Source organism: Streptomyces sp. cf386 (genome assembly GCF_900103585.1).
Lineage (GTDB): Bacteria > Actinomycetota > Actinomycetes > Streptomycetales > Streptomycetaceae > Streptomyces.
In genome coordinates, this window is sequence record NZ_FNHV01000006.1 from 168,453 (window position 1) to 192,044 (window position 23,592).

Annotated in this window: 20 protein-coding genes; 10 read left to right on the forward strand and 10 right to left on the reverse strand. The window is 70.8% G+C overall.

Annotated features, from left to right (window positions below):
• Positions 1 to 91 precede the first annotated feature (91 nt).
• Positions 92 to 1,225 (forward strand): C40 family peptidase, encoded by a 1,134-nt coding sequence (locus tag BLU79_RS17085; protein WP_256333352.1) that lies wholly within the window; start codon positions 92 to 94, stop codon positions 1,223 to 1,225.
• On the opposite strand, the gene BLU79_RS17090 is transcribed toward BLU79_RS17085, so the two are convergent.
• From BLU79_RS17090 to BLU79_RS17110, 5 genes are read right to left on the reverse strand one after another with little or no spacing between them, the layout of a single operon-like run.
• Positions 1,143 to 2,396, reverse strand: coding sequence for a styrene monooxygenase/indole monooxygenase family protein (locus tag BLU79_RS17090; RefSeq protein WP_093906641.1), 1,254 nt, complete (start codon positions 2,394 to 2,396; stop codon positions 1,143 to 1,145). The genes BLU79_RS17085 and BLU79_RS17090 overlap by 83 nt on opposite strands.
• A 14-nt stretch (positions 2,397 to 2,410) precedes the next feature.
• Positions 2,411 to 3,055 (reverse strand): GTP-binding protein, encoded by a 645-nt coding sequence (locus BLU79_RS17095; protein WP_093906642.1) that lies wholly within the window; start codon positions 3,053 to 3,055, stop codon positions 2,411 to 2,413.
• The gene (locus BLU79_RS17100) at positions 3,036 to 3,464 is read right to left on the reverse strand and encodes a DUF742 domain-containing protein (protein ID WP_093906643.1); all 429 of its coding nucleotides are present in this window, start codon (positions 3,462 to 3,464) and stop codon (positions 3,036 to 3,038) included. Before BLU79_RS17100 ends, BLU79_RS17095 begins: the two co-directional genes overlap by 20 nt.
• Positions 3,461 to 3,964, reverse strand: a complete 504-nt coding sequence (locus BLU79_RS17105; protein ID WP_093906644.1) for a roadblock/LC7 domain-containing protein — start codon at positions 3,962 to 3,964, stop codon at positions 3,461 to 3,463. The genes BLU79_RS17100 and BLU79_RS17105 overlap by 4 nt, the downstream gene beginning before the upstream one ends.
• The gene (locus BLU79_RS17110; protein ID WP_093906645.1) at positions 3,961 to 6,726 is read right to left on the reverse strand and encodes a sensor histidine kinase; all 2,766 of its coding nucleotides are present in this window, start codon (positions 6,724 to 6,726) and stop codon (positions 3,961 to 3,963) included. The genes BLU79_RS17105 and BLU79_RS17110 overlap by 4 nt, the downstream gene beginning before the upstream one ends.
• A 366-nt stretch (positions 6,727 to 7,092) precedes the next feature.
• Here BLU79_RS17110 and BLU79_RS17115 point away from each other — a divergent pair, with 366 nt between their 5' ends.
• Positions 7,093 to 7,881, forward strand: a complete 789-nt coding sequence (locus tag BLU79_RS17115; RefSeq protein ID WP_093906646.1) for a protein phosphatase 2C domain-containing protein — start codon at positions 7,093 to 7,095, stop codon at positions 7,879 to 7,881.
• A gap of 18 nt (positions 7,882 to 7,899) precedes the next feature.
• On the opposite strand, the gene BLU79_RS17120 is transcribed toward BLU79_RS17115, so the two are convergent.
• On the reverse strand, positions 7,900 to 8,424 hold the full coding sequence (locus tag BLU79_RS17120; protein ID WP_371131878.1) for a MarR family winged helix-turn-helix transcriptional regulator: 525 nt from the start codon (positions 8,422 to 8,424) through the stop codon (positions 7,900 to 7,902).
• 261 nt (positions 8,425 to 8,685) lie between these two features.
• Between BLU79_RS17120 and BLU79_RS17125 the strand changes: the two genes are divergently transcribed.
• Positions 8,686 to 9,519 (forward strand): lysozyme, encoded by an 834-nt coding sequence (locus BLU79_RS17125; RefSeq protein WP_093906647.1) that lies wholly within the window; start codon positions 8,686 to 8,688, stop codon positions 9,517 to 9,519.
• Between the two features lie 67 nt (positions 9,520 to 9,586).
• Here the strand turns inward: BLU79_RS17125 and lon are convergent, their stop codons facing one another.
• Positions 9,587 to 12,001, reverse strand: coding sequence for an endopeptidase La (lon, locus tag BLU79_RS17130; RefSeq protein ID WP_093906648.1), 2,415 nt, complete (start codon positions 11,999 to 12,001; stop codon positions 9,587 to 9,589).
• Positions 12,002 to 12,182: 181 nt separating this feature from the next.
• Here lon and BLU79_RS17135 point away from each other — a divergent pair, with 181 nt between their 5' ends.
• Positions 12,183 to 12,953 carry a GNAT family N-acetyltransferase gene (locus BLU79_RS17135; protein WP_093906649.1) on the forward strand — a complete coding sequence of 257 codons (771 nt, stop codon included), beginning with the start codon at positions 12,183 to 12,185 and terminating at the stop codon, positions 12,951 to 12,953.
• A 6-nt stretch (positions 12,954 to 12,959) separates the two neighbouring features.
• Here BLU79_RS17135 and BLU79_RS17140 read toward each other — a convergent pair whose 3' ends face one another.
• Positions 12,960 to 13,826 (reverse strand): rhomboid-like protein, encoded by an 867-nt coding sequence (locus BLU79_RS17140; protein ID WP_256333354.1) that lies wholly within the window; start codon positions 13,824 to 13,826, stop codon positions 12,960 to 12,962.
• 210 nt (positions 13,827 to 14,036) lie between these two features.
• Here BLU79_RS17140 and BLU79_RS17145 point away from each other — a divergent pair, with 210 nt between their 5' ends.
• From BLU79_RS17145 to BLU79_RS17165, 5 genes are all read left to right on the forward strand, one after another.
• Positions 14,037 to 14,714, forward strand: coding sequence for a spermidine synthase family protein (locus BLU79_RS17145; RefSeq protein ID WP_093906650.1), 678 nt, complete (start codon positions 14,037 to 14,039; stop codon positions 14,712 to 14,714).
• Positions 14,715 to 14,845: 131 nt separating this feature from the next.
• Positions 14,846 to 15,583 (forward strand): response regulator transcription factor, encoded by a 738-nt coding sequence (locus BLU79_RS17150; protein ID WP_003997964.1) that lies wholly within the window; start codon positions 14,846 to 14,848, stop codon positions 15,581 to 15,583.
• Positions 15,580 to 16,686, forward strand: coding sequence for a HAMP domain-containing sensor histidine kinase (locus BLU79_RS17155; protein ID WP_093906651.1), 1,107 nt, complete (start codon positions 15,580 to 15,582; stop codon positions 16,684 to 16,686). Before BLU79_RS17150 ends, BLU79_RS17155 begins: the two co-directional genes overlap by 4 nt.
• Positions 16,687 to 16,979: 293 nt before the next feature.
• Complete coding sequence (locus BLU79_RS17160; protein ID WP_093906652.1) at positions 16,980 to 20,786, forward strand: multifunctional oxoglutarate decarboxylase/oxoglutarate dehydrogenase thiamine pyrophosphate-binding subunit/dihydrolipoyllysine-residue succinyltransferase subunit; 3,807 nt, start codon at positions 16,980 to 16,982, stop codon at positions 20,784 to 20,786.
• A 185-nt stretch (positions 20,787 to 20,971) separates the two neighbouring features.
• Positions 20,972 to 21,304 carry a CU044_2847 family protein gene (locus BLU79_RS17165; RefSeq protein WP_256333355.1) on the forward strand — a complete coding sequence of 111 codons (333 nt, stop codon included), beginning with the start codon at positions 20,972 to 20,974 and terminating at the stop codon, positions 21,302 to 21,304.
• A 22-nt stretch (positions 21,305 to 21,326) separates the two neighbouring features.
• Here BLU79_RS17165 and BLU79_RS17170 read toward each other — a convergent pair whose 3' ends face one another.
• On the reverse strand, positions 21,327 to 22,316 hold the full coding sequence (locus BLU79_RS17170) for a hypothetical protein (protein ID WP_093906653.1): 990 nt from the start codon (positions 22,314 to 22,316) through the stop codon (positions 21,327 to 21,329).
• Positions 22,317 to 22,442: 126 nt separating this feature from the next.
• On the opposite strand from BLU79_RS17170, the gene BLU79_RS17175 reads away from it, so the two are divergent.
• Positions 22,443 to 22,625, forward strand: a complete 183-nt coding sequence (locus BLU79_RS17175; protein WP_003997970.1) for a DUF6104 family protein — start codon at positions 22,443 to 22,445, stop codon at positions 22,623 to 22,625.
• 103 nt (positions 22,626 to 22,728) lie between these two features.
• On the opposite strand, the gene BLU79_RS17180 is transcribed toward BLU79_RS17175, so the two are convergent.
• Complete coding sequence (locus BLU79_RS17180) at positions 22,729 to 23,571, reverse strand: hypothetical protein (RefSeq protein WP_093906654.1); 843 nt, start codon at positions 23,569 to 23,571, stop codon at positions 22,729 to 22,731.
• Positions 23,572 to 23,592: the final 21 nt, after the last annotated feature.

Below are 23,592 nucleotides of genomic sequence, written 5' to 3' on the forward strand. Positions count from 1 at the left end.
CGATCCGCGCACACCTGACGCGCGAACCCGGCCATCACGTCCGATGCTCGCGATGCGGAGCAGAAGGCCTCTCCGCACCGGAGGTGATGACGTGTCAGGAAGGCTTCTCCGTCTGGTGTGCACGGCCGCCGCGGCGACCACGGCGGCAGCCGGCACGATCCTCGCACCGACCCCCGCGATGGCCGCCCCCGAACCCGCAGAACCCCACAAGCGCTCCGTCGCCGCTCTCCTGACGGACCTTCAGCGCCTCTACCGGGAGGCCGAACAGGCCACGGAGGCCTACAACGCGACCGAGGAGAAGTTGAAGAGACAGCGCACCGAGGTCACCCGCCTGGACACCGCCCTGTCCCGCGCCCGCCTCTCCCTGCACGACAGCCGGGGCGCCGCGGGCCGCCTGGCCCGCCAGCAGTACCAGAACACCACCGACATCTCCCCGTACGTACGCCTGCTGCTGGCCCGCGACCCCCAGCACGCCCTGGACCAGGGCCATGTCATCGGCCAGCTGGCCCGCGAGCGCGCCGAGACGGTCGGCCGGCTGACCGTCACCGAGAGGAAGGCCGACGAGCTGGCCCGCAAGGCCCGCAAGGCCCTGGACGACCAACTCGACCTCGCCGAACGGCGGAAGAAGAACAAGGACGCCGTACACAAGCGCCTCAAGAAGATCGAGGACCTCCTGGCCGCCCTCACCGCCGACCAGCTGAAAGCGCTGGCCGAACTGGAGAAGAGGGACGCCACCAGGGCGCACCAGGACTTCCTGGCCTCCGGCGCTCTCGCCGAGGACGACCACAAGCCCTCACGCGAGAGCGTCCGAGCGGTGCGCTATGCCAAGAAGCAGCTCGGGAAGCCGTACAAGTGGGGCGCGGAGGGCCCGAAGTCGTACGACTGCTCGGGCCTGACCTCCGAGGCCTGGGCCCACGCGGGCACCCCGATCCCCCGCACGAGCCAGGAGCAGTGGGCGCGGCTCGACCGGATCCCGCTGACCGAACTGCGCCCCGGCGACCTGGTCGTCTACTTCCCGGACGCCACCCACGTGGCCATGTACCTGGGCAAGGGCAAGGTGGTCCAGGCCCCGCGCACCGGGGAGAGGATCAAGATCTCCCCGATCGCGTCCAACCCGGTCCTGGGCGCCGTACGCCCGGAGGTCAGGTCCCCGAAACCTCAGCGAGGTAAGCCTGGGTCTTCTCCGGCTCGTAGAAGTAGTTCTCGAAGTCAGCCGGGTCATTGAACCCGTTGACGAACCGGTCGGCCACCGGCGGCAACTGCCCCGCCGCGCCGATGAGGCCCAGGATGTGCTCCGGCGGCGGCGCCAGCATGGCGTTCGTCCACTTGGTCACGTGCTGGGCGGTGTCCCAGTACCGGTCGAAGGTGGCACGCATCCACGCCTCGTCGAACTCCTTGTCCCCGTGACCGAGGATCGAGTCGAGGTACGCGGCGGCGCACTTGGACGCGGAGTTGGAGCCCTGCCCGGTGATCGGGTCGTTGGCCACGACGACGTCCGCGACACCCAGCACGAGCCCGCCGCCCGGAAGCCGGCCGATCGGGTTGCGCACGGTCGGCGCGTACCGCCCGCTCAGCACACCCCCCGCGTCCGTGAGCTCCACCTTGGTCGCCCGGGCGTACTCCCACGGCGTGTACTTCTCCATGAGTTCCAGGGTCAGGGAGAGGTGCTCCGCCGGGTCCTTCACGCCGTCGAAGACATCGAGCGGCCCGCCGGGGATGCCCTCCCAGAACAGGATGTCGGCCCGTCCGGAGGTCGTCAGGGTGGGCATGATGAACAGCTCGCCGACGCCGGGGACGAGGTTGCAGCGTACGGCCTCGGTGTCCGGGTGCTCCGGACGCGGGCCCAGCCCGTGGACGTACGACACGGCCAGCGCGCGCTGCGGCTCGCTGTACGGGGACCGCTCCGGGTCCCGCCCGAACATCTGGACCAGCTCGCCCTTGCCCGCCGAGACCAGCACCAGGTCATACGTACGAGCGAAGTAGTCGAGGTCGCCGACGGCCGCACCGTGGATGACCAGCTGCCCGCCACGCTGGGCGAACGTCTCCATCCAGCCGGCCATCTTCACCCGCTGGTCGACCGACTGCGCGAACCCGTCGAGGTGCCCGAGCCAGTCGATCGCGCGGGCCGCGGGACCCTCGCCCCACGAGCCGGGGGCCGCCACCGAGATGCCGACTCCTTCGATCTTCGGGGCCTGGGACTCCCAGAAGTTCAGCTGGAGATCGCGCTCGTGCCGCAGCGCCGTGTGGAACATGCACTGGGTGGACATGACCCGGCCGGAGCGGATCTCGTCCGCCGTCCGGTTGGACATCAGGGTGACCTCGTACCCGTGCGACTGGAGTCCGAGGGCGATCTGGAGTCCGGACTGGCCGGCTCCGACGACGAGTATCTTCCGCATGCCGGGGTGTTCTCCTACTCGGGGGTGACGTCCAGTGCGTGGCCGACGAGGGACAGCAGAGTCTCGATCACCGAGATCCGTCGCCGCGCATCCATGATCATTACGGGTATGTGCGTGGGGATCGTCAACGCCTCCCGCACGTCCTCCGGTTCGAAGCGCTCGCTGCCGTCGAAGTGGTTGACCGCCACCACGTACGGCAGTCCGCAGCTCTCGAAGTAGTCCAGCGCCGGGAAGCAGTCCTTGAGACGACGGGTGTCGGCCAGGACCACCGCGCCGATCGCGCCGCGCACCAGGTCGTCCCACATGAACCAGAACCGCTGCTGGCCCGGCGTGCCGAACAGGTAGAGCACCAGGTCGTCGTCGAGCGTGAGGCGGCCGAAGTCCATGGCCACGGTGGTGGTCAGCTTGCCGGGCGTCGAGGTGAGGTCGTCGGTCTCCTCGCTCGCCTCGGTCATCAGCGCCTCGGTCTGCAGCGGCGTGATCTCCGAGACCGCGGTGACCAGCGTGGTCTTGCCGACGCCGAAGCCGCCGGCCACGACTATCTTCGTGGCCACGGGGGCCCGGGTGCGGTCCGTCTGCCAGGACTTCAGGTCCTCGGCCGGCTCGACGAACGGGGAGACGCCCAAGGAGACGGCGGTCTCAGAGACGACGGAGTCCATCCAGCACCCTTTCCAGCAGAGCGCGGTCCGGTCGGCCCGTGCCGTGGCCGGTTCCGGTGCCGTACACACGAATCTTTCCCTGGTCCGCGAGATCGCTGAGGAGTACGCGGACCACGCCGAGCGGCATCTTCAGCAGCGCGGCGATCTCGGCCACCGTGCGCATCCGGCGGCACAGTTCGACGATGGCCCGCATCTCCGGCATGACCCGGGTGGTGAGGGAGCCGTTCGTCAGTTCCTTGCGCTCCTCGCCGGCCTCCAGCGCGGCCGTGCTGCTGACGAACGTCTCGACGAGCAGGACGTGGCCGAAGCGGGTACGGCCGCCGGTGAGCGAGTAGGGGCGCACGCGGGCGGGTTTGCGGTCGCCGCCGCGGACGGGGAGGTGGGGCTTGTTCTTCGGGGCGTTGCTCATCGGGTACTCCCTGCCGACGCGGTCTCGAGGGATTTCCGTAGCTCGCTGCGGAGTTCGGGGGTGAGGACGTGGCCGGCGCGCCCGACGAAGAGCGCCATGTGGTAGGCCACCACGCTCATGTCGCAGTCCGCGGAGCCGTGCACGCCGAGCAGCGAGCCGTCGCTGATGGACATCACGAAGAGGCTGCCCTCGTCCATCGCGACCATCGTGTGCTTCACCCCGCCGAACTGCATCAGCTTCGCGGCGCCGATGGTGAGGCTGCCGATGCCGGAGACGACGGTGGCGAGGTCGGCGGAGGAGCCGCGGGGGCCGGTGGGCTTGTCGTCCCTCGCCTCCCGCGCCGCTTCGTTGCGGGCGTGGTCCGAGGAGAGCAGGAGCAGGCCGTCGGAGGAGACCACCGCGACCGACTGGATGCCCGGCACCTCCTCGACCAGATTCGTCAACAACCAGTGCAGGTTGCGGGCTTCACTGCTCAGTCCGAAGGTACTGGGCGCGGTCAACTGCTTGCCTCCTCGACTGTGCCCCCCGTGGCTGCTTCGGATGTCGGGGCCTTGTTCTGACCCGTCTGTTCGGCGATCTCCGCCTCCACGTCGCGGTAGCCGGCCTCCGCTCCCCTGCGGAAGCCGCCGAGCCTTCTGCGCAGGGCTTCGGCATCGACGCCGCCGGTCCGCTGGCGCGGGGCCTGCACCGGGGCGGTGATCTTCGGGGTGCGCTTGGGCAGTCCCTTGTCGGTGACGAGTTCCGCCCCTTCGACGCCCCCGTCGCCCTCGTCACTCTCGCTGCTCTCGTCCCCCTCATCCCTCTCGTCGCGGGCACGCTCATGCGTGTCGGGTCCGATGGCGTAGGGGTCGGTGACCGGGGTCTCCGTCTCCTCGGCGGGCCCGGTGGGCTGCTCCGGGATCAGGAGTTCCATCGTCGTCTCGGCGGGCGCCGCCTCCGGTGCCTTGCGTTCCTCCTTCGCGCCCTCCTCCTTCGCGCCCTCCTCCGTCGCCCGTACGGTCTTCTCCGCGAGGGCCACCAAGGGGTCGTCGTCCCTGGAACGGCCGTGCAGGACGTTGGAGTTGGCCTCCGCGTCGGCGCCCGGCAGGGAGAAGGCGTGCGTGCCGGTGTGGTGCAGGGTGTCCGAGGGGACCGCGGGCGCGGGTGCCGCCGCGAAGAGGCCCTTGGGCAGGACCGCGACCGCCGCGACGCCGCCCTGCTTCTGCTCGCGGAGCTGGACGCGGACGCCGTGGCGGTGGGCGAGGCGGGCGACGACGTAGAGGCCGAGGCCCAGGCCGTCGTCGCCCTCCTGGTCGTAGGAGGCCTCGGGGTCGAAGTCGGAGAGCCGGGAGTTGAGCCGCGTCAGCCGCTCGTCGGTCATGCCGATGCCCTCGTCCTGGACCGAGAGCATGACCTCGCCGTTCTCCAGCAGCCAGCCGGAGATCTCGACGGGCCGGTCGGGCGGGGAGAACGCGGTGGCGTTCTCCATCAGCTCGGCCAGCAGGTGGGAGAGGTCGTCGGCGGCGAACCCGGCCACGTGCGCGTGCGGCGGCATCGCGGCGATGCGGACGCGCTCGTAGCGCTCGATCTCGCTGACCGCCGCGCGGACGACGTCGACGAGCGGGACCGCCCCGGCGTGCTGCTGGACGTGCTCGGTGCCGGCCAGGACGAGGAGGTTCTCGCTGTGCCGGCGCATGACCGTCGCGAAGTGGTCGAGCTTGAAGAGCGTGGCGAGCCGTTCCGGGTCCTGCTCGCGCTCCTCCAGGCCCTCGATGACGGCGAGTTGCCGCTCGACGAGGCCGAGGGTGCGCAGCGCGAGGTTCACGAAGGTGGAGCCGATGGTGTCCCGCAGACCCTCCAACTGGGCGGCGGACTCGGCGAGTTCGCCTCGCAGCTCCTCGCGGGCGTCGGCCATCTTCTGGCGCTGGCCGACAAGGTGTTTGCGGTCGGACTCCAGCGTGGCGATGCGCTCGTGCAGGGCGAGGGCGTGCGTGTGCAGGGCGTTGACGGAGTTGACGACCTGGGCGAACTCGTCCTTGCGGCCGGTGAACTTGACGGGCTCCTCGGCCGCCGGGTCCTCGGCCCGGGCGAGCCGGGCGGAGCCGAGCCGCAGGACGGCCAGCGGCCGGGTGAGGGAGCGCGCCATGCCGGTGGCGACGCCGACGGCGAGCAGCATCAGGGCGCCGAGGATCGCGATGCGGATCTCCAGCGCGGTGACGTCGTCGTCGCGGAGCTGTTCGAGGTCCTTGGTGCGGCGGTCGTAGAGGGCGGACTCCACGCCGCGCATCAGGTCGACGCGGGCGGAGAGGGCGGCCTCGGCGCGCCGGGTGCTGGTGTTCAGGTCCCGGTCGGAGAGCGCGGCCTGGTCGGTGAGGGCGGCGAGATACCGGTCGGCGGTGTTGACCTCGGGGCCGGTGACCGTGGAGTCGTACGACGTCCGCGCGGACTTGGGGGCGGTGTCGTGGAAGTCGGCGAGGGCGGCGTCGGAGCGCAGGCGGGCCTGCTGGGCGGCGGCGCCGAGGGCGGCGCGCACCTTGGCGTCGGCGGCCGAGGAGGTCTTCTGGGTGGTCGCGAGGCCGGTGACCGGGTCGACGACGGTCTCGGTGGTGGTCGGCACGCTGAGCGCGGCGAGCAGCAGCCCTCGGGCGGCGGCGGCCTGCTGTACGGCGGAGTCCAGCTCGGCCAGGGCGTAGGCGCCGGCGCCGGTGCGGGGCGGCATCTGCTCGGCCAGCCGCTCGGCGAGCCGGTGGAGTTCGGTGATGGCGGCCGAGTAGGCCTCGTGCGCTTCCAGGGCGCTGCTCTTGCCGGTGAGCGCGGCTCGGCGCACGGCCGCGATGCCGTCGAGGTCGTCGTGCAGCGAGGCCGGGGCGTCGGTGTCGGTACGCAGCTCCTCGACCTGCCGGTCGACCCGGACGCTGCGCTGCTCGCTGGGCGCCTTGGACTTGGGGCGGCCGGCGGCGATGTACGACGTGACCTCGTCGCGCTCGTCGGCGAGGGAGTGGGCGAGGGTGAGCGCGTCCTGGGTCTGCTCGGCGAGCGTCACCAGTTCCTGGGAGTCGTGCAGTTGCCCGGAGGCGGCGACGATCGAGGGGACGCCTGCCGCGGCGATGGCGGCGGCGACGACGGCCACGGCGACGATCAGCCGGTTCCGTACGTGTGTCGGGCGCCCCTTGCCGGCGGGTGTGACGTCGGTGGTGGTGCCGGGAGTGGGCTGCGCGCCCCCTGCGGAGGCCGTCTGCTTGCCTGAGCGACGAGGCCGCATCTTCTGCACCGGTGCTCGCATTCCTGACTCGTGATACCCATGGATCCGAGTGACGCTCCGTCAAGTACGGTCGACTGTACGTACACTCGATGCGGTTCCCGACCCTCCCAGTGCCGGTGGGCAGCGGCCGCGCATCACCTGACCCGCCACCCGAAGGAGTGAACCCCGGAGGGGAGTTGGCGGGCAAGTTCCCCCGGCGCCCGCACATGCCTTGCCCGGCGGGTCGGTTGGACGTCTGCGGCGGGCGATGGCAGGATTCGCCGCCACGCCCGTCCGGGGCCAACCATTCCGCCCCAAATCAGGCGTCTGACCTGCGCGACTGCACCCGTTCGGCAACCGATGCGACCCCTTCGCAAACCTTGTGAAGGCCTCGTGCAGACTGGCCGAATGCGAACAGAGCTGGCTTCCGAGCCCGGTGACGCGACCCGCCCCAACGAGGACTTCGCGAGTGTCGGACTTCCGGCCTCGGGACAGGGTGGCGCCCTGGTGGTCCTGGACGGCGTGACCCCGCCGAGGGGAGGGACGGGCTGTCTGCATTCCGTCCCCTGGTTCACCGCACGGCTCGGCGGAGCCCTGACCGAACTGACCGTTTCACTCCCGGATGTTCCGCTGGCCGACGCGCTGACCCGCGCCATCGCGCGGACCGCCGAGGCCCACGCCGCAACCTGTGACCTTTCTCACCCACGCACCCCACAGGCAACGGTGGTTCTGGCGCGGTGGTCGCCGGAGTCGGTGGAGTACCTGGTCCTGTCCGACTCCGCCCTGCTGGTGGAGTCACCGGACGGCACGGTCACGCCCTGCCTGGACGACCGCCTGGCCCGCCTCCCCCGGGCGTCCCTGGCCACGGACGCGCTGATCGACGCCCACGTCCGCAACAAGGAGGGCGGCTTCTTCACGGCCGCCGCGGATCCGTCGGTGGCGGGGCGCGCGGTGACGGGGGTGCTGGCCCGGGAGGACGTGCGGGCGCTGGCGGCCCTGACGGACGGGGCGACGAGGTGGGTGGAGAAGTTCCGCGAGGGGGACTGGGGGGACTGCTTCACCTTCGTACGGAAGGAGGGGGCGCGGGCGCTGGTGGACCGGGTGCGGGCGCTGGAGTCGGCCGACGAGCAGGAGCGGACGTATCTGGGACGGAGCAAGACCCACGACGACGCGACGGTCGTGTACGCGGAGTTGTGAGCCGCGGGCCCCGCGCTCCTACTTCTCCATCCCCCGGTTCAGCTGGTTCAGCAGCCGCGCCAGCTCCGCGACCTCGCCCCGGTCCCAGTGGGACAGCTGCTCGACATACCGGCCCCGCCGGGCCTCCCGCACCTTCGCGACCCGACCGCGCCCCTCCTCGGTGAGGTGCACCAGCCATGCCCGCCCGTCGGCGGGGTCCGGCTCGCGCGCGACGAGCCCCAGGTCCTCCAGGGCCCGGAGCTGGCGCGACATGGTGGCCTTGCCGACCCCGATATAGGCGGCGAGTTCGGTGGCCCGCTGCCGTCCGCACTCACCCAACCGGACCAACAGCCCGTACGCGGCGGACTCCAGGTCCGGATGGACCTCGCGGGCCATCTCGCCCTGCTTGGCCCTGGCGCGCCGGAAGAGAACCGTCAACTCGCGTTCCAGGTCGAGGAATTCGGGATGATCCAGGCCGCTGTCGGGCACTCCCTCAGAGGGGGCACCCCCAGATTCGACTCGCGGCCCGTCGCCGTGTCCGTCGCCGATTCCGTCTTCGTGCACGTCAGCCCCTGCCTCGTGTTTCCGGTCCGGTCTCCCGGTCCGGAAAGTTTCCGCCAACCGCCGTCATCGCCGCAGCTCCGCCAGTATTTCGCAGGCACAGACCAAAGGCAGCCTCCGGACCCCCTTCCACCTGCGCTTCTCCGTGCCTAGCTTCCCTGTAAGGACGTGACTGGCATGCACACGCCATGATCACAGCCGCAACGGCAGCCGCACCACCGCACGTTTCCCCACCGAGCACCACCGAGCCTGCGGAGGCACGCTATGCCCGTGCACAGATCCGAACAGCTCCGTCCCCGGCGCCCGCACCTCACCGGGCTCCTGCTCACCGCGATCCTCTCCCTCACCCTCACCGGCCAGCCGTCCCCCGCGTCCGCCGGCGATGACACCCCGCCCCGCGGCTCCGCCCACATGGGCATGGGCGTCGCGGCCCACGACGGCGTGCACGGCCTGCCCAACGAGACCCTGGCCACCCAGACGGAGGGCGTCGACGTCTCCAGCCACCAGGGCAACGTCGCCTGGTCGACCCTGTGGAACAGCGGGGTGAAGTGGGCCTATGTGAAGGCCACCGAGGGGACGTACTACACGAACCCGTACTTCGCCCAGCAGTACACGGGCTCCTACAACATCGGCATGATCCGCGGCGCCTACCACTTCGCGACCCCGGACACCACCAATGGAGCAACCCAGGCCAACTACTTCGTCGACCACGGCGGCGGCTGGTCCCGCGACGGCAAGACCCTGCCCGGCGTCCTCGACATCGAGTGGAACCCGTACGGCGACGCCTGCTACGGCAAGACCCAGAGCCAGATGGTCACCTGGATCCGCGACTTCCTGAACCGGTACAAGGCCCGCACCGGCCGTGCCGCCGTCATCTACACGGCGACGACCTGGTGGAGGCAGTGCACCGGCAACCACAGCGGCTTCGCCACCGCCAACCCCCTGTGGATCGCCCGGTACGCCGCGGACGTGGGGGAACTGCCGGCCGGGTGGAGTTACTACACCATGTGGCAGTACACGTCCTCCGGACCGACCGTCGGGGACCACAACAGGTTCAACGGAGCGCTCGACAGGGTCGTGGCGCTCGCCAACGGATAGCGGACAGCGCGGCGAAGGCCCGGGCCTCCCTCACGGGACCCGGGCCCTGCCTGTCCGGTCGCGTCCGTCACGCCGCGATCGGAACCTCGGGGGCCGCGCCGTTGGTGGCCGGCGACAGGGCCAGTTCCAGGACCTGGCGGACGTCGGTCACGGCGTGGACGTCGAGCTTGTCCAGCACCTCGGCGGGGACGTCGTCCAGGTCGGGCTCGTTGCGCTTGGGGATGACGACGGTCGTGACGCCCGCCCGGTGGGCCGCCAGCAGCTTCTGCTTGACGCCGCCGATCGGCAGCACCCGGCCGGTCAGGGAGACCTCGCCCGTCATCGCCACGTCCGTGCGGACCAGGCGGCCCGACAGCAGCGACGCGAGGGCCGTCGTCATCGTGATGCCCGCGCTCGGGCCGTCCTTCGGCACCGCGCCCGCCGGGAAGTGGATGTGCACACCCCGGTCCTTCAGGTCGGCGACCGGCAGCTCCAGTTCGGCGCCGCGGGAGCGGAGGAAGGACAGGGCGATCTGCGCGCTCTCCTTCATCACGTCACCCAGCTGGCCGGTCAGCGTCAGACCCGCCGCGCCCGTCTCCGGGTCGGCCAGCGACGCCTCCACGAACAGCACGTCTCCGCCCGCTCCGGTGACCGCGAGGCCGGTCGCCACACCGGGCACCGCCGTACGGCGCTCCGCCGGGTCCTGGGCGGACTCGGGCACGTGGTGCGGCCTGCCGATCAGGGAGCGCAGGTCGGCGTCCGTGACCGTGAACGGCAGCTCGCGCTCGCCCAGTTCGTGCTGGGCCGCGACCTTGCGCAGCAGCCGCGCGACGGACCGCTCCAGGTTGCGCACGCCCGCCTCGCGCGTGTACTCGCCGGCGAGCTTGCGCAGCGCGCCCTCGTCGAGGGTGACCTCGTCCTTGTTCAGACCCGCCCGCTCCAGCTGGCGCGGGAGCAGGTGGTCGCGGGCGATGACGACCTTCTCGTCCTCGGTGTAGCCGTCGAGGCGGACCAGTTCCATTCGGTCGAGCAGGGCCTCGGGGATGGCCTCCAGGACGTTGGCGGTGGCCAGGAAGACCACGTCCGACAGGTCCAGCTCCACCTCCAGGTAGTGGTCCCGGAAGGTGTGGTTCTGTGCCGGGTCCAGCACCTCCAGCAGGGCGGCCGCCGGGTCGCCCCGGAAGTCGGACCCCACCTTGTCGATCTCGTCGAGGAGGACCACCGGGTTCATCGACCCGGCCTCCTTGATGGCCCGCACGATCCGGCCGGGCAGCGCGCCGACGTAGGTACGGCGGTGGCCGCGGATCTCGGCCTCGTCGCGGACGCCGCCGAGGGCGACCCGGACGAACTTGCGGCCCATGGCGTGGGCGACGGACTCGCCGAGCGAGGTCTTGCCGACGCCGGGCGGGCCGACGAGGGCCAGGACGGCACCGCCACGGCGGCCTCCCACGACCCCCAGCCCCCGGTCGCTGCGCCGCTTGCGCACCGCCAGGTACTCGGTGATCCGCTCCTTCACGTCCTCCAGACCGGCGTGCTCGGCGTCGAGGATCGTCTTGGCGCCGAGGATGTCGTACGCGTCCTCGGTCCGTTCGTTCCAGGGAAGTTCGAGGACGGTGTCCAGCCAGGTGCGGATCCAGGACCCCTCGGGCGACTGGTCGGAGGACCGCTCCAGCTTGTCGACCTCCTTGAGGGCGGCCTCGCGGACCTTCTCGGGCAGATCGGCGGCCTCCACGCGCGCCCGGTAATCGTCGGACTCCTCGCCGTCCTGTTCGCCGTTGATTTCACGCAGTTCCTTGCGTACGGCCTCCAGCTGACGGCGCAGCAGGAACTCGCGCTGTTGCTTGTCGACGCCCTCCTGGACGTCCTTGGCGATGGTCTCGGCGACGTCCTGCTCGGCGAGGTGGTCGCGCAGTTGCTGGGTGGCGAGCTTGAGACGGGCGACCGGGTCGGCGGTCTCCAGGAGCTCCACCTTCTGCTCGGTGGTCAGGAACGGCGAGTAACCGGAGTTGTCGGCAAGGGCGGAGACGTCGTCGATGGCCTGCACCCGGTCCACGACCTGCCAGGCGCCGCGCTTGCGCAGCCAGGCGGTGGCGAGGGCCTTGTACTCCTTCACCAGCTCGGCGACCTGTCCGGGCAGCGGCTCGGGCACGCTCTCGTCGAGCCGCGCCCCTTCCACCCACAGGGCTGCGCCCGGCCCGGTCGTCCCGGCGCCGATCCGCACCCGGCCGCGACCGCGGATCAGGGCCCCCGGGTCACCATCGGCCAGCCGGCCGACCTGCTCGACGGTGCCGAGCACACCGGTGCTCGCGTACGTACCGTCGAGACGTGGCACCAGCAGCACCCGCGGCTTTCCCGGCTGAGACCGGGCGGCAGCCTGTGCGGCCTCCACCGCGGCACGCACATCGGCGTCGTTCAGATCCAGCGGCACCACCATTCCGGGCAGCACGACCTCGTCGTCGAGCGGCAGCACAGGCAGGGTGAGCGGTGTGGACGTCGAAGCCATGATCTCCCCTTCGGCAGTCAAGTTGAGTTATGCCGACTCAATGCACGGGCGAGCCTGGATGTTCCCCGACTCCCGTTCGCTGTGAGCGATCACCCGGCACACACGGTGTGACCTCGGGTTTCGCGATAAACCAGTTGCCCGGGACCCGACCCGGACCCGACCCCTCCCCCACCGTCTCCCTGTGACAGACACAGAGCTCCTTCTCGCGGCCTACGACGACCAGATGCGCGGCGCGCCCCCGACCCCGCCCGCCGGAGTGACGTACGAACAGGACGGCCCGCTGCTGCGGATCGTCGGCGGATTCCGGGGCCTGGTCAGCGGGCCGCGCTCCCTCGGTGTGCGCGGCGCCGAACTCGACCGGCTCATCGCCCGGCAGCGCGACTACTTCGCGGCGCGCGGCGAGGCGGTGGAGTGGAAGACCCGGTCCCACGACGACCCCGCCGACCTCACCGACCGCCTCCGCGCGGCGGGCTTCGCACCCGAGGACATGGAGACGGTTCTGGTCGGACGCGCCGCCGACATGGCCGTACGCGAGCCCGTCCTGCCGGAGGGCCTGACGCTGCGCCGGGTCACGGCGGACGCGGACATGCGCCGGATCGCCGCGATGGAGTCGGTGGTGTGGGGCCAGGACTGGGGCCGGCTCGCCGACGATCTCATCGGCCGGGTCGCGTCCGCGCCGGACGAGATCGCCGTCCATGTCGCCGAGGCCGACGGCGAGGTCGTCTCGGCGGCCTGGCTGGTCTCCCGCGAGGGCACGGAGTTCGCGAGTCTGTGGGGCGGGTCGACGCTAGCCGAGTGGCGCGGCCGCGGCATCTACCGCGCGCTCGTCGCGACCCGCGCCGCCCTCGCGGCCGCCCGCGGCGTCACGTATCTCCACGTCGACGCCTCCGACGACAGCGCACCCATCCTGCTGCGGCTGGGCTTCGAGGCGGTGACCACGACGACGCCGTAGGTGTGGTCACCCGACGGCGACTGACTCCGAGGCGCGCCACCGCCGCACCACCGGCCACATCCCGACCCCGATGACCAGGGCGATCAGATGGCCCCAATTGGTCAGCGGATCCGTCAGGTTGGCCAGGTCCTGGAGCAGCATCCCGCCGAACAGCGCCAGCACCGGCCACCGCAGCCACGGGCGCAGCAGCCCGGCCAGCGCGCCGATGCTCGTGGCCACGCCGAAGCTGATGCCGTAGTCGAAGCGGTGCAGCGAGCTCGCCGGGAGGTGGCCGACCAGCACCGCGAGCCCGACGGGGACCTCGGTCGCGAGGGTCGCCAGGACGTGCCCGGCCAGGAAGACGACGGCCGTGCGGACGCCGCCGATGCGCCGCTCCAGCGCGGTGAGCACCAGCAGGAAGCAGAGCGTGTACGGCGCCGCGATGCCGCCCGCGACCCACAGCGCGCTGGCGAGCAACACCAGCACGGGCGTCGACACCAGGTGCGCGACGTCGGTGCTGGAGCCCTGGTGCAGGGCGTGCACGAGGGCGGGGTCGGCGTAGGTGGCGATCAGGGAGGTGACGGTGAGGACGGCGGCGTAGGCGAAGGTGAGCGGGGTGCCCGTGGGGGTGGGGAGCAGCCGCCAGGGGCGGACGAGATGGGGGCGGGGAGCGGTGGCCTCGGTGATGACCGGCGCGAGGGGCGGAGCTGCGACAGCGCTCGTCTCGGAGGCGCCGGCCGCCGGCACGCTCGCCGCTGGGGCACTCTTCGCCGCGGCGCCCACCGGCCCGCGCTGCCGCGGCATTCCGTCCAGCAGCCCGGCGACATCGGGCAGGCCCGCCGCACCGGACTCCGGAACCGAGCCCGTCACACCCCCAGCCGCAGTCCGTTCCAAGGTGAGGCGCTCCTTCCGTTTCCTCCACCCTTCGCCTGCGACCCGCCCATGTCTGTGACCTGCGCCACTCGGAAGCCGATTCTCAGGAACCTCTCAACTGGCACCTACCTGTCCGGGTTCCAGTCCCTTCACCCCATCGGGGGACCCCATGCCACGCCAGGTCCGCCAAATCCACTCGGCCCCGCCGACCCCACCTGCCAGGATGGCCGGATGCCCACTTCGTACGACATCCCCGAAGTACTGGACCGTCACGAAGGCCCGCACGGCGAGGTCGTGCTGCGGCGGCACGGTGAGTTGCTCCAGATCATCGCGAACGGCTGCTTTCTGATGGACACCTCCGACGGCCGTTCGGAGCGCCTGCTCGTCGATGTGGCGCTCGGCGCGCTGGACGGGCGGCCGGAGCCTCACCTGCTGATCGGCGGGCTCGGAGTGGGGTTCTCGCTCGCACACGCCGCCGCCGATCCCCGCCCGGGACGGATCACCGTCGTGGAGCGCGAGAGCGCGATTATCGGCTGGCATCTTGACGGACCCTTGTCGCACTTCTCGGCCCGCGCCCTCGCCGATCCGCGCACCGAGATTCTGGAAACGGATCTGGTGGCGTACGTACATGAGACATCCGACACGTATGACGCCCTGTGTCTCGACATCGACAACGGACCCGGCTGGACCGTCACCGAGGGCAACGACAGCCTGTACTCGCCCAGTGGACTGGCGGGCTGTGCAGGGGCGTTGAGGCCTGGTGGGGTGCTGGCCGTTTGGTCTGCCCAGCCCTCTCCGGAATTCGAAGAAACCTTGCGTAATGCCGGATTCCAACAGGTGCGTACCGAAGAGATCCCCGTTGCCCGGGGCGTTCCGGACGTCGTGCACCTCGCCGTACAACCTGGATAGCCGTGGCGCCGTGACTCCCCGTACTCTGCTCACCTGACGCGGATCATTCAAGCGTCAATCGCAAGCATGAGCAGGCATAGCCAGTCAGAGGAATCACCCCACGGATTCCGGAAAGCAACTTGGGGCGGGCGATGGAGCAGACACACACCTCCCACAACGGCACGGCGGCGACCCCGGGCGCACAGCGCCGGGTCCTGGTGGTCGAGGACGATCCGACCATCGTGGACGCCATCGCGGCCCGCCTGCGCGCCGAGGGTTTCCTCGTGCAGACCGCGGGTGACGGTCCGGCGGCGGTCGACACGGCCGAGGCCTGGCAGCCCGACCTGCTGATCCTCGACATCATGCTGCCGGGCTTCGACGGCCTGGAGGTATGCCGCCGGGTGCAGGCCCAGCGGCCGGTGCCGGTGCTGATGCTGACCGCGCGCGACGACGAGACCGACATGCTGGTCGGGCTCGGCGTGGGCGCCGACGACTACATGACCAAGCCGTTCTCGATGCGGGAGCTGGCGGCACGCGTGCATGTGCTGCTGCGCCGCGTCGAGCGCGCCGCGCTGGCCGCCACGACCCCGCGGTCGGGGATCCTCAGGCTCGGCGAGCTCGAGATCGACCACGCGCAGCGGCGCGTGCGGGTGCGCAGTGAGGACGTCCACCTCACGCCGACCGAGTTCGACCTCCTGGTGTGCCTGGCGAACACCCCGCGCGCGGTTCTCTCGCGCGAGCAGCTGCTCGCCGAGGTGTGGGACTGGGCGGACGCCTCCGGCACCCGGACCGTCGACAGCCACATCAAGGCGCTGCGCCGGAAGATCGGCGCCGAGCGCATCCGTACCGTGCACGGCGTGGGCTACGCCCTGGAGACCCCGACGCCATGAGCGACGGCCCGGCTCCGCGGAGAGGCCCCGGGGAGCCCTGGGGCGGCGTACGTCCGTTCTCGATCAAGACCAAGCTGGGCGCGCTGGTCGTCATCGCGGTGCTGATCACCACCGGGCTGTCGGTGAACGCGGTGCGGTACCAGACAGAGCTGCGCTTCATCATGGTCTTCTCGATGATCGCCACCCTGCTGGTCACCCAGTTCGTGGCCCACTCGCTGACGGCCCCGCTGGACGAGATGAACACGGTGGCCCGGTCCATCTCGCAGGGCGACTACACGCGCCGGGTGAAGGAGAACCGCCGGGACGAGCTGGGCGACCTGGCCGAGACGATCAACCTGATGGCCGACGAGCTGGAGGCCCAGGACCAGCAGCGCAAGGAGCTGGTGGCGAACGTCTCACACGAGCTGCGCACCCCGATCGCGGGACTGCGAGCCGTCCTGGAGAACGTGGTCGACGGCATCGCCGAGGCCGACCCCGAGACGATGCGCACGGCGCTGAAACAGACCGAGCGCCTCGGCCGGCTCGTGGAGACCCTGCTGGACCTGTCCCGCCTGGACAGCGGCGTCGTACCGCTGCGCCTGCGGCGCTTCGAGGTGTGGCCGTACCTGTCCGGCGTGCTGAAGGAAGCCAACATGGTCGCCTCCGCGCGCAGGGGCATGGCGTCGGGCTCCGGCAGCCACACCCGTACCGACGTCCATCTGCACCTCGACGTGTCCCCGCCGGAGCTGACCGCGCACGCCGATCCCGAGCGCCTCCACCAGGTCGTCGCCAACCTCATCGACAACGCGATCAAGCACAGCCCGCCGCACGGCCGTGTGACGGTCAAGGCGCGGCGCGGGGCGTATCCGGAGTCGCTGGAGCTGGAGGTCCTGGACGAGGGTCCGGGCATCCCGAAGTCGGAGTGGCACAAGGTCTTCGAGCGCTTCAACCGGGGCGCCGTCCGCCGTCCGCACGGCCCGGGCAGCGACGGCGGTACGGGGCTGGGGCTGGCGATCGCGCGCTGGGCCGTCGATCTGCACGGGGGTCACATCGGCGTGGCCGAATCCGATCGAGGTTGCCGGATTCTTGTCACACTTCCCGGGCAGCCATCTGTGCCAAGTTGACGTAAAGTTCGAAGCGGAGCCACAAGATCCATGTCCGTCCTGGCTGACGGACACGTGTGATCAGGTGTGGGCCCGCACGTTGGCCGTGCCGGGTCGCGGTCGAGGCTTCCCATCTGCGGTCTTCCGAAGCGGAACCACGCTTGTTTCCCGCCATTTCCAGGCCCGAAACACGCTTTCCGATGTGACTTACACGACGATGACCTTGCTCAGCCTCACCTTCCCGGCCATGGAGGCGTAGCCTTTATTCCCGCTGTCCATCACCTTGTGAGAAGCGGAAGAGGGCGGTTGCCGCCGTGTCGCCACAGTCCCCCAGTAACTCGAGCATCTCGACCGACACCGACCAAGCGGGTAAGAACCCCGCGGCCGCGTTCGGTCCGAACGAGTGGCTCGTCGACGAGATCTATCAGCAGTACCTCCAGGACCCCAATTCGGTAGACCGAGCCTGGTGGGACTTCTTCGCCGACTACAAGCCCGGCGTCGGCGCCGCGGCTCCGGCGGGTACTGCGGCCGCGGGGGCCGCAGGGACCACCACTCCGGCTCCGGCAGCCCCTGCTGCCCCGGCCGCCCCCTCGGTCCCGGCGCCGGCACCGGCCGCCCCGAAGCCCGCTGCCGCGGCGCCCGCCGCCGCGGCCCCGGCTCCGGCGAAGCCCGCCGCCCCCGCCCCGGCCCCGGCCGCGAAGCCCGCTCAGCCGAAGAAGGCCGAGCCCGCCGCCGCGGCCGCCGCGTCCTCGGACGGTCCCGAGCTCGTGACGCTGCGCGGCCCCGCCGCCGCGGTCGCGAAGAACATGAACGCCTCGCTCGAGGTGCCCACGGCCACGTCCGTGCGCGCGGTCCCGGTGAAGCTGCTGTTCGACAACCGCATCGTCATCAACAACCACCTGAAGCGCGCCCGGGGCGGGAAGATCTCCTTCACGCACCTGATCGGCTACGCGATGGTGCAGGCCATCAAGGCCATGCCGTCGATGAACTACTCCTTCGTGGAGAAGGACGGCAAGCCGACCCTGGTCAAGCCGGACCACGTCAACTTCGGCCTCGCCATCGACCTGGTGAAGCCCAACGGCGACCGCCAGCTGGTCGTCGCGGGCATCAAGAAGGCCGAGACGCTGAACTTCTTCGAGTTCTGGCAGGCCTACGAGGACATCGTCCGCCGCGCCCGTGACGGCAAGCTGACGATGGACGACTTCACCGGCGTGACGGTCTCCCTGACCAACCCCGGTGGCCTCGGCACCGTCCACTCGGTCCCGCGCCTCATGCCCGGCCAGTCGGTCATCATGGGCGTCGGCTCCATGGACTACCCGGCCGAGTTCCAGGGCACCAGCCAGGACACCCTCAACAAGCTCGGCATCTCGAAGGTCATGACGCTCACGTCGACCTACGACCACCGGGTCATCCAGGGCGCCGCCTCCGGCGAGTTCCTGCGGATCGTCGCGAACTTCCTCCTCGGCGAGGGCAACTTCTACGACGAGATCTTCGAGGCGCTGCGCATCCCCTACGAGCCGGTCCGCTGGCTCAAGGACATCGACGCGTCGCACGACGACGACGTCACGAAGGCCGCGCGCGTCTTCGAGCTGATCCACTCCTACCGGGTCCGCGGCCACGTCATGGCCGACACCGACCCGCTGGAGTACCGCCAGCGCAAGCACCCCGACCTGGACATCACCGAGCACGGCCTCACCCTGTGGGACCTGGAGCGCGAGTTCGCGGTCGGCGGCTTCTCCGGCAAGTCCCTGATGAAGCTGCGCGACATCCTCGGCGTGCTGCGCGACTCGTACTGCCGCACCACCGGCGTCGAGTTCATGCACATCCAGGACCCCAAGCAGCGCAGGTGGATCCAGGACCGCATCGAGCGCGGGCACACCAAGCCCGAGCGCGAGGAGCAGCTGCGCATCCTGCGCCGGCTGAACGCGGCGGAGGCCTTCGAGACCTTCCTCCAGACGAAGTACGTCGGCCAGAAGCGCTTCTCGCTGGAGGGCGGCGAGTCCGTCATCCCGCTGCTCGACGCGGTGCTGGACTCGGCCGCCGAGTCCCGCTTGGACGAGGTCGTCATCGGCATGGCCCACCGCGGCCGCCTGAACGTCCTCGCCAACATCGTCGGCAAGTCGTACGCCCAGATCTTCCGTGAGTTCGAGGGCAACCTCGACCCGAAGTCGATGCACGGCTCCGGCGACGTGAAGTACCACCTGGGCGCCGAGGGCACCTTCACCGGCCTGGACGGCGAGCAGATCAAGGTCTCGCTGGCCGCCAACCCGTCCCACCTGGAGACGGTCGACCCGGTCATCGAGGGCATCGCCCGTGCCAAGCAGGACATCATCAACAAGGGCGGCACGGACTTCACGGTCCTGCCGGTGGCCCTCCACGGCGACGCGGCCTTCGCGGGCCAGGGCGTGGTGGCCGAGACCCTGAACATGTCGCAGCTGCGCGGCTACCGCACGGGCGGCACGGTCCACATCGTCATCAACAACCAGGTCGGCTTCACGGCCGCCCCGGAGTCGTCCCGCTCGTCGATGTACGCGACGGACGTGGCGAGGATGATCGAGGCCCCGATCTTCCACGTGAACGGCGACGACCCGGAGGCGGTCGTCCGCGTCGCGCGCCTGGCCTTCGAGTTCCGCCAGGCGTTCAACAAGGACGTGGTGATCGACCTCATCTGCTACCGCCGCCGCGGTCACAACGAGTCGGACAACCCGGCCTTCACCCAGCCGCTGATGTACGACCTGATCGACAAGAAGCGCTCGGTGCGCAAGCTCTACACCGAGTCCCTCATCGGTCGCGGCGACATCACCCTGGAAGAGGCCGAGCAGGCGCTGCAGGACTACCAGGGCCAGCTGGAGAAGGTCTTCACGGAGGTCCGCGAGGCCGTCTCCCAGCCGAGCGCCGAACCGGTTTCGGACCCGCAGGCGGAGTTCCCGGTCGCCGTGAGCACCGCGATCTCCGCGGAGGTCGTGAAGCGGATCGCCGAATCCCAGGTCAACATCCCCGACACGTTCCACGTGCACCCGCGTCTGCTGCCGCAGCTGCAGCGCCGGGCGGCGATGGTCGAGGACGGCACCATCGACTGGGGCATGGGCGAGACCCTCGCGGTCGGTTCCCTCCTCCTGGAGGGCACCCCGGTCCGGCTGTCCGGCCAGGACTCCCAGCGCGGCACCTTCGGCCAGCGTCACGCGGTCCTCATCAACCGCGAGACGGGCGAGGAGCACACCCCGCTCCAGTACCTCGCCGAGGACCAGGCGCGCTACAACGTCTACAACTCCCTGCTGTCCGAGTACGCGGTCATGGGCTTCGAGTACGGCTACTCGCTGGCCCGTCCCGACGCGCTGGTGATGTGGGAGGCGCAGTTCGGCGACTTCGTCAACGGCGCGCAGACGGTGGTCGACGAGTACATCTCGGCGTCCGAGCAGAAGTGGGGCCAGACGTCCGGCGTCACGCTGCTGCTCCCCCACGGCTACGAGGGCCAGGGCCCGGACCACTCCTCGGCCCGCGTCGAGCGCTTCCTCCAGCTCTGCGCCCAGAACAACATGACGGTCGCGATGCCGACCCTCCCGTCGAACTACTTCCACCTCCTGCGGTGGCAGGTGCACAACCCGCACCACAAGCCGCTGGTGGTCTTCACCCCGAAGTCGATGCTGCGTCTGAAGGCCGCCGCGTCGAAGACGGAGGAGTTCACGTCGGGCCAGTTCCGCCCCGTCATCGGCGACTCCACGGTCGACCCGGCCGCGGTCCGCAAGGTCGTCTTCGTGTCGGGCAAGCTGTACTACGACCTGGAGGCCGAGCGCACCAAGCGCGGCGCCACGGACACGGCGTTCATCCGTGTCGAGCGCCTCTACCCGCTGCCGGGTGCCGAGCTCCAGGCGGAGATCGCCAAGTACCCGAACGTCGAGAAGTACCTGTGGGCCCAGGAGGAGCCGGCGAACCAGGGTGCGTGGCCGTTCATCGCGCTCAACCTGATCGACCACCTGGACCTGGCGGTCGGTGCCGACGTCCCGCACGGCGAGCGTCTGCGCCGCATCTCCCGTCCGCACGGCTCGTCCCCCGCGGTGGGTTCGGCCAAGCGGCACCAGGCCGAGCAGGAGCAGCTGGTGCGTGAGGTGTTCGAGGCCTGAGCCTTCGAACAACGGGTCTGATCGGAAGGCCCGGCTCCGAGTCCGTGTGACTCGGAGCCGGGCCTTCCGGCATTTACGGCCAACCCGCCCGCCGCACCGGTAAGTTGAGGGACCAGTAGATCGAGAAGGACGAACAGGCCGAACCGACCCGATCGCAAGGCGGGTCGTGACACACGGGGGCGCCAATGGCCGAGCTGCTGCGGATCGCCATGGACGACGAGGACGGCGCGGGACAGCTGGTCGTCGAGGTCGAGGACGACGAGCCCGGCATGGTCCGCGCCTCACGCGTCGGCGACCGTATGCGCGAGGCCTCCGTCTCCCTGGAGGAGGCCCTGGCCCCCATCCGCCGGGCCGCGGAGACAACCCTGCGCACCTTCCAGGCGGCCCGACCCGACACGGTGGAGCTGGAGTTCGGCGTGAAGCTGAACGCGAGTGCCGGGGCCGTACTGACCAAGACCGGGGTCGAGGGCCACATCGTCGTCAAGCTCGGCTGGGAGAAGCGGGACACCCAGGGGTGAGCCGTCGGCATCCGGACAGGCCCTAGCTCAACACCTCCGCGAGCCGGGCCAGCGACCGCACCGTGGACCGCACCTCCAGCAGGTACTTCGTCGTACTGAACCGCTGCGGAGCCATCCCGGCGACCACCCCCGGCTCGTTCCCCACGGTGTCCACCTCTACCCCGAACGGCAGCTTCAGCATCCGTACGGCGGCGGCGTGCTGGGCCGGCACATAGATGGCCGTGCTCACCAGCAACAGCCGCTCCCCCGGCTGCAACGCGGCGACGCGCTCGGCGAAGAACGCATAGCTGTCCGGCGTGTCCGCACGGCGCCGCTCCGGCTCGCTGGAGGGCGCGGCCACGACCTGGACGGGCATCCCGTCGGCCGTACGGTAGTGGCGCACTCCCCAGGTCCCGCCCGGGAGCTCGGACTCCTCGCCCTCGACGGACTCCGGCGCACCGAGCCCGAAGGCCCTGCGCGTGCCGAAGTCCATCGCCTCGTACTCCTCGGCGAGTTCGGGCGCCCCGGCCTGGGCGGCGAGCTCGAACTCGTCGCCCACGAAGGGGCGGTGGCCGCCGAGGGCGGTGACCGAACCGGCGGTCACCTTTCCGCTCCGGATCAGATGGGCGGCATGCTCGGTGCGCACCAGGCAGGCGCGGACGAGCCCGCCGAGCATGAGGACGTGGTCGTAGCGGTCGTACCGGAGCCGCGTGCCGCCGCACATGCCGAGCGCTTCCGCCGCCGCCGACACCAGTTCCTCCTGGTCCGGGCGCATCACCAGCTCGTCGGCCTGGTTGCGCTCCCGGCCCCGGCGGGTGTCCCACCGGTCGGTGAACGCGTCGAGCCGCGCCAGCCGCTCGACGACATCGCCCTTCTCGGCGGCCAGATCACGGGCCAGTTCATGGTCCTGCCCGGTGCTGGAGAACGCCTCGACCAGGGCGTGCACGGGCGCGGAGGCCAGCCAGCCGTCGATGTCCCCGGCCGGGTCAAGCCCCGTTCCGACAAGGGGTACTTGGTCGAATCGCGTGCCCATGAGACCCGTCTCCGTATGGCTCGACAACCTCTCGCCGACCCAGTGTTCCACGGGCCGCACGAGCGCCTCGCACGCACGGCGCGGGCCCGGCACGCACGCGTGGCGGGCAGGACATATCCTCAACTCATGTACTTCACCGACCGAGGCATCGAAGAACTGGAGAAGCGGCGCGGCGAGGAGGAGATCACCTTCGAGTGGCTGGCCGAGCAGCTGCGCACCTTCGTCGACCTGAACCCGGACTTCGAGGTACCGGTGGAGCGGCTGGCGACCTGGCTGGCGCGGCTGGACGACGAGGACGACGACGTGTAGTCGACCTGGAGGAGACCGGACTGCCCTCTCATGCTGAGCGGGCTGTTCCCGGGGCGCCCTGATGGGGGCGCCCTTTTGTCTTGTACGGCGACCCGCCCGGCCGTCAGTCCAGCGGCCGCACCGCGCTGTACGCCAGCCCCAGCACGCCGTGGCCCAGCAGCACCGTGCCCGCGACGATCCAGCCGCCGCTGCGGCGCCACAGGCCCCAGGCCGTGAGGGGTAGACCGGCCGCCACCTGGGCGAGGGCGAGTGCGCGGGCCTTGGGGCCGCCCGCCCAGGGCAGCCAGGGGCCGAGGTGGCCGCCCTCGATGGCGTCGAGTTCCGCGCGGAAGGCGTCGCGCCAGCCCGACCACTCGATCCGTACGTGCGGCTGGTCGTGGACGGCCTCGTGCAGGCTCTCGGCGCTTTCGCCGGGTGCGAGACCTGGCGGCAGGGACACGCCCGCGCGCGTGAGGACGGCGATGAGGCCACGCAGGCGTGCCCGTGCGTCGGCCGCGCTGTCGGAGCGGGTCAGCTCGTCGAGGGACTGCATGTCGAGGACCGGATCGAGGCCGAGCCGGCCGGCGAAGGTGCGCATGGCCTCGTCCTCGCCGACCGGGGTGCCGTTGGCGAGCCAGACGTAGCCGACGGGGCGGCGGAAGCCGGAGGCGAGGGTGAATCCGGCGCGGTCGGCGTCCCACCAGAGGGCGAGGACGGGCCAGGGATGGGCGACGGCGAGGGCGGTGGCCCAGCCGGTGACCACACGGTCGACCGGTTCGCCACCCTCCTGCCAGGGACCGCCCTCGGGGACGAGCACGCTCCACTCCCCGCCGGCCGAGGCGAGCAGCATGTGCTCGCGCAGCAGCTGGGCGGCGGAGGCGACGGTTTCCGGCTCCGCGCGGCAGAGCAGCAGGGCGCCCGGGGCGGGTCGGGCCTGGCGGGCGGTCCTGGACTCTTCCGTCGACATATCAACACGCTAGGCCGGTTT

What these genes read in the sequence shown, in the direction of transcription:
- BLU79_RS17090 (WP_093906641.1), bottom strand. Translation starts at nt 2,396, where the DNA reads ATGCGGAAGATACTCGTCGTCGGAGCCGGCCAGTCCGGACTCCAGATC.
- BLU79_RS17095 (WP_093906642.1), bottom strand. Translation starts at nt 3,055, where the DNA reads ATGGACTCCGTCGTCTCTGAGACCGCCGTCTCCTTGGGCGTCTCCCCG.
- BLU79_RS17100 (WP_093906643.1), bottom strand. Translation starts at nt 3,464, where the DNA reads ATGAGCAACGCCCCGAAGAACAAGCCCCACCTCCCCGTCCGCGGCGGC.
- BLU79_RS17110 (WP_093906645.1), bottom strand. Translation starts at nt 6,726, where the DNA reads ATGCGAGCACCGGTGCAGAAGATGCGGCCTCGTCGCTCAGGCAAGCAG.
- BLU79_RS17115 (WP_093906646.1), top strand. Translation starts at nt 7,093, where the DNA reads ATGCGAACAGAGCTGGCTTCCGAGCCCGGTGACGCGACCCGCCCCAAC.
- BLU79_RS17125 (WP_093906647.1), top strand. Translation starts at nt 8,686, where the DNA reads ATGCCCGTGCACAGATCCGAACAGCTCCGTCCCCGGCGCCCGCACCTC.
- lon (WP_093906648.1), bottom strand. Translation starts at nt 12,001, where the DNA reads ATGGCTTCGACGTCCACACCGCTCACCCTGCCTGTGCTGCCGCTCGAC.
- BLU79_RS17145 (WP_093906650.1), top strand. Translation starts at nt 14,037, where the DNA reads ATGCCCACTTCGTACGACATCCCCGAAGTACTGGACCGTCACGAAGGC.
- BLU79_RS17150 (WP_003997964.1), top strand. Translation starts at nt 14,846, where the DNA reads ATGGAGCAGACACACACCTCCCACAACGGCACGGCGGCGACCCCGGGC.
- BLU79_RS17155 (WP_093906651.1), top strand. Translation starts at nt 15,580, where the DNA reads ATGAGCGACGGCCCGGCTCCGCGGAGAGGCCCCGGGGAGCCCTGGGGC.
- BLU79_RS17165 (WP_256333355.1), top strand. Translation starts at nt 20,972, where the DNA reads ATGGCCGAGCTGCTGCGGATCGCCATGGACGACGAGGACGGCGCGGGA.
- BLU79_RS17170 (WP_093906653.1), bottom strand. Translation starts at nt 22,316, where the DNA reads ATGGGCACGCGATTCGACCAAGTACCCCTTGTCGGAACGGGGCTTGAC.
- BLU79_RS17175 (WP_003997970.1), top strand. Translation starts at nt 22,443, where the DNA reads ATGTACTTCACCGACCGAGGCATCGAAGAACTGGAGAAGCGGCGCGGC.
- BLU79_RS17180 (WP_093906654.1), bottom strand. Translation starts at nt 23,571, where the DNA reads ATGTCGACGGAAGAGTCCAGGACCGCCCGCCAGGCCCGACCCGCCCCG.